This is a genomic window from Oscillospiraceae bacterium (genome assembly GCA_035353335.1).
Taxonomy (GTDB): Bacteria; Bacillota; Clostridia; order Oscillospirales; family JAKOTC01; genus DAOPZJ01.
The window spans coordinates 1-4,764 of sequence record DAOPZJ010000077.1 but is presented as its reverse complement, the minus strand read 5'-3'; the positions used below and the strand labels follow the sequence as shown (position 1 = coordinate 4,764).

General features: G+C 54.6%; 5 protein-coding genes. All 5 read left to right on the top strand.

Annotated features, from left to right (window positions below):
- Positions 1–104 precede the first annotated feature (104 nt).
- Positions 105–1,220 carry a GGDEF domain-containing protein gene (locus PKH29_11810; GenBank protein HNX15523.1) on the top strand — a complete coding sequence of 372 codons (1,116 nt, stop codon included), beginning with the start codon at positions 105–107 and terminating at the stop codon, positions 1,218–1,220.
- Between the two features lie 465 nt (positions 1,221–1,685).
- The gene (locus PKH29_11805) at positions 1,686–1,997 is read left to right on the top strand and encodes a hypothetical protein (GenBank protein ID HNX15522.1); all 312 of its coding nucleotides are present in this window, start codon (positions 1,686–1,688) and stop codon (positions 1,995–1,997) included.
- 43 nt (positions 1,998–2,040) lie between these two features.
- The gene (locus PKH29_11800; protein ID HNX15521.1) at positions 2,041–2,466 is read left to right on the top strand and encodes a hypothetical protein; all 426 of its coding nucleotides are present in this window, start codon (positions 2,041–2,043) and stop codon (positions 2,464–2,466) included.
- A 274-nt stretch (positions 2,467–2,740) separates the two neighbouring features.
- Complete coding sequence (locus PKH29_11795) at positions 2,741–3,133, top strand: hypothetical protein (GenBank protein HNX15520.1); 393 nt, start codon at positions 2,741–2,743, stop codon at positions 3,131–3,133.
- 216 nt (positions 3,134–3,349) lie between these two features.
- Positions 3,350–4,264 (top strand): hypothetical protein, encoded by a 915-nt coding sequence (locus tag PKH29_11790; protein ID HNX15519.1) that lies wholly within the window; start codon positions 3,350–3,352, stop codon positions 4,262–4,264.
- Positions 4,265–4,764: the final 500 nt, after the last annotated feature.

Sequence of the window (4,764 nt, the reverse complement as noted above, 5' to 3'; positions counted from 1 at the left end):
TCGACCCGAACAACGTTCACAAAAGGTTGATTTCACCATGCAAACCCTATTGCCGCATTAAACATCGAAACCCCGTCTTTACAAAACGCAAGAGGTAAAAACATATGAAAAACCGGTCAAACTTTTTTGGGAATCAGGAAAAAATCTATCAGCGGCTCTCACCCGAAAACCGCTCAGCCATCGACGAGTATAACGAAAAGACGCTGTCCACTTTGCTGCCCGTCGGATGGGCGCTGTCCTTGCTGCCGCTGGCAGCTTCGCTCTTCAGCGTGAAAGAGATCGACGCCACCCCCGCTTACCTGCTGACGTTTGCGTCTTACTTCATCCTGTTCCTGCTGTTTAAAATCCCGGCCGTCAAAAAGCATTCGCTTTTCGGGCTGTATGCCGCTTTTTCGGTCCTGTTCCTGTTCGGGATCTATCTCAGCGTCATTCACACACCCGATATGCGCGCGACCATATTGTTAGGCGGGTTCGCCATCATGCCGCTCAGCTTCATCGACCGTCCCCGCCGGATCTATCTGTTTTTGGTCTTCTGGCTGGCGGTGCATACCGCGCTGGCGTTACATTTCAAACCCGCAAATGCGATGATCGATTTGCTCAATTGCCTGTGCGCATCGGTTCTCGGATGCTTTCTCGGCAGAATGATGATACAGGTTCGTTTGGAGAGTTTCGAAGCAAGGCGGCTGCTCGTCATCGAAAAAGTGACCGATGTGCTCACGGGCCTTTTTAACCGCCGCAAGCTCTTTGAGGCGCTGGCGTATCTCGAGACCGAGAACTCGGAAAAGCCGTCCGGCGTCATGATGCTCGACATCGACAACTTCAAAGAATTCAACGACCGCTGCGGCCACGCCGCCGGTGATAAATGCCTGAACCGCTTCGGGGAGATCCTGACAAAATTCGCCCAAAACTTCCGGCTGGATTTTTATCGCTACGGCGGCGAGGAGTTTTTGGCTTTCGCCTACGGCTACAGCGAAGACGAACTGCAGTCCGTTGCCGACAGTTTGCGGATCGCCGTGCAGAGCGCGGATATGGACGGCAATCACACCACCGTCAGCATCGGCGTTGTCTGCTGCGGCAAAGAACAGGTCCGAAATTATGAGACGGTCATCGACCGGGCGGACCAGGCCGCCTATGCCGCAAAGCGCGCAGGCCGCAACCGGGTGCATATGGAACAAACCAAAATCCCCGGCCAACTGCCCATTTTGGAGAATGGGGAGTAAAAACCCCGTCATTGCGAGGAAAAGCGTGTGGCTCTGCCCACGCGCTGCGACGAAGCAATCCAGTCTCCATCGCCGGATTACTTCCGTCATTGCATGAGGATATACGCGTGATTTTATCCCGCACACGCCGCGTGGATTTCGCATAGATTATCCCCGTCCCTGTCCCACAGACATACGTACCGGATTGCCGCAGCATTTGATTGCCGCGATGACGCTCGCAATGACGGATTCGGATTGTCTCCGCATTTCACGCGGCGGGAAAGGCGGGCGGGCCGTAGCCCGTGCGGACCGAAGTCTGTGCGGACCGAAGTCTGTGCGGACTCGCAGTCCGTAGCGCCCCTACTGGGTTTTTACCCCGCGGGCGATTGATAATCGCCCCTACACGATCGCCCCTTGCCAAATATTACATCTCGTGTTATGATGATATAAACGTATTATGACAACTGTTTTCGGGGAGGCGCCAACATGGAAACGCTCGATTACGAATTTTTCTTTCTCCACCTGAAAGACGGGGTTTCGATCGACGAGACCTGCTTCTACTTTTCGGACGACCCGAAAGAAGACGAACATTACATAGGGTTCCAGTCCGAATACGAAAAGCCGTATTGGGTGGGCTTTTGCGACGTTCCCGACGGCTGCGAGTTCGATACCGCCGAGGAGCTGGCCGAGGCCAAAATCTTCGGCGGCAAATCCCTGAAAGAGCGATGGCCGTTTGTGCGCATCGTCACCATTCAGGGCGCCGATCCGGAGGATTGGCTCAAAAATCACCCCCGCTGAACGAGCCCCGGGGTTGAATCGATAAATACCGGAACTATGAAAAATGAAAAAGACGTTTGAAATCATTAAAACCGTTTTGCTTGTCACCGTCTGCGGTCCGGTCGTTCTCGCGTCGTCTTACGTCTGGTATTATCTTATTTTCCGGGCGCTTGAGGCGATGTCGAAGGACGGTGCCTTTCATTTCGTTTCTTCGCTGCGCGTCATATACGGCATCGTCTGGCTTGCGGCCGGCGTATTGATTTACGGCTCGAAACTCCCCGATTGGATCAAGGCCAGCGTATTGACGGGTTCTGTCGGAACCTTTCTGATCGCGGCGGGCGTCACGCTGTACGAAATGCCGGTCCTCGCGGGCGTATTAATCGCGATTGTGATTGCGGTAAGCGCGTTTCTGCTTTTCAAAACGAAAAAGAAATGGTATCACTATTACGCTTTGGCGCTTTCTTTGCTTGCCGGGATTTTTTATTTATGATCCGGCAGAACCGCAGATTGATCTATGTTTTTGATTCTTTTGAAGACAAATCCCGAAGATTTTGTAGGGGCGATTATGAATCGCCCGTTTGTTTATGATTAAATTTTGCTTTCATCGCCCGCGAATGAAGAAAACTTCAAAACAAACGTCATGACCTGTTTATGGTACTGCGCGTTTGCTATCATCAGTTGCGCAGAGAGTTGAAGTCCGGCCCCCGGCCGCTCCGAACGGGGCCTGCTTTTTCAACTTGATTTGTGAAAGGACGGCCAGCAGAGTGACGCTCGGGGAAATCTATCGGCTTGCGGACGCGAGAGGGTATAATATCTGGTATTTCCCGTTCAGGGTGATCCGGTCGATGTCCACGCCGCAGGGCGACATCGCGATGAATACGGACAAACTCGAAGACGAAGCCGGCGAGCTGTGCGATCTCGCGCACGAGATCGGGCATATCGAGACCGGTTCTTTTTATCCGCTCAACGCGGACGGCGCGGTCGTCCGCAAAGCCGAGGCCGTGGCCGACCGGTGCGCGGTCCGGATGCTGATCGAAAAAGACCGTCTCGACCGTTTCGCGCGAAACGGCTATGTCACGCCCTGGCAGGTCGCGGAGCAGTTCGGCGTCACCGTGGATCTCGCCGAAAAAGCCATCCGCTATTACGCGTCCCGCTGAGCAAAAAAACAGCATATTCCGTGGGGAAATATCGAAGACCTTGAAATCATCGGCGCGCTGTGCTATGATGGCGTCAGACAGAAAGAGACCTGTTGCCGAAACAGGCGGAAAACCGAATCCGTGTGAATATCAACAGAAACGAAACAGATACCGGTGTCACATCGGTTTTTCCCGGCCGAAGGCCTCCGAGGCCGGTTTGCAAAAGAGGAGCGTCCGTTGAAAAAAATCATCATCCCGTCGTTATTCGCTTTGGTTTTGTTTTTGGGCTGCGCGGCCGCGGTCACCGGCAGCATGCAGAAAATTCTCGCGCTGACCGATTCCTCATCGGACGCTGCGCCCGCGGCGCAAAGCGTTGTTTCCGAACCGCAGCCGTCCAAAACCGGCGGTACGAAAGACATCAAGATGCTGAACGACCCGGAAAGCGAAGCGGCGAGCTCCGCGGCGAGCTCCGCGGCGGGTTCGGTTTCCCGGTCAAACAGTTATCGGATGATCCATGATGTGCCCGATCCGGGTGTCCCGCTGACTATGGTCTCCGAACCTTCGGCACCGGCAGTTTCTTCCGCGCCCGCGGTTTCCTCCGCGCCCGCGGTTTCCTCCGTACCCGCGCAAAGCGGTCCCGCGCCCGCTTCCGCCCGGTCGGCCGCATTGCCGGCCGAGGACACCTCCTGGCAGAAGCTGACCCCCTATGCGCTCAAAGCGGGCGAGACGTATCAACCCGGCGCTTACGTCACCGTCGGGAACGTCCGCATTCTGTATGACGGCAATCTGTTCATCGTCCAAAACGACGGAGACATCGCGGCCATGGTGACCTGCTGGATCGTCGAATCGAAAAAGGACGGCACCTGCAGCGTCCTCCAAATGCCTGTCTTCGGGGGCCTCGACGCGGAGCGCTACCTGAAAGATTTGACGGAGAACGGGTGGGCGGTCAAAAAAAGCACCAACATCGTACAGCCGGGGAAAATTCTGCAGGCGGCGCTGACCGTAGCCGTGAAGGATCTTCCCTCCCTCGATACGGACACCGACGGCTGTCTGGAACTGGTATTCACGATCACGCTCCAAAAAGACGAAAACAGCTTCTGGGTCTCGGCAAGCGATCCGGCGTCGATTGTCTGCAAACTGAAAATCAAATAACGCGGAATCGCGAAATCACTTTGAACCCGCGAAACCGAATTGACCGCCGCCGAAAAGGCGCGCGGCCGATTTTTTTATTTCTTTGCGCCTCTTTAAGATCCCGCGGCCGGTTTTTTTAAAATTCGCGATGAACGCAAGGACTTGAAAATATTGGCACTTTGTGATATCATGACAGCGACGTCCCGAATTCTTATGTTTTATGTTTTATGTTTTGTTTTTTATTTTTATTTTTTTAATGCACGCGCCGCCGCGGCGGCGAATGGCAATTCTCCTCCGTCATTGCGAGGGAGGTACGACCGCGGTAATCCATGCGAAATCCATGCGATGGGGAATGGGGACAATCCAGTCCCTGTCGCACAGATTATCCCCGTCATTGCGAGGGAGGTACGACCGCGGCAATCCAGTCCCCATCGCATGGATTGTCCCCGTCCCTGTCGCACAGATAGTCCCTGTCGCACAGATTGTCCCTGTCGCACAGATCCCCTCCGTCATTGCGAGAA

Bases quoted from the DNA above. Each gene is read 5' to 3' on its own strand.
- PKH29_11810 (HNX15523.1), top strand. From the start codon at position 105: ATGAAAAACCGGTCAAACTTTTTTGGGAATCAGGAAAAAATCTATCAG.
- PKH29_11805 (HNX15522.1), top strand. From the start codon at position 1,686: ATGGAAACGCTCGATTACGAATTTTTCTTTCTCCACCTGAAAGACGGG.
- PKH29_11800 (HNX15521.1), top strand. From the start codon at position 2,041: ATGAAAAAGACGTTTGAAATCATTAAAACCGTTTTGCTTGTCACCGTC.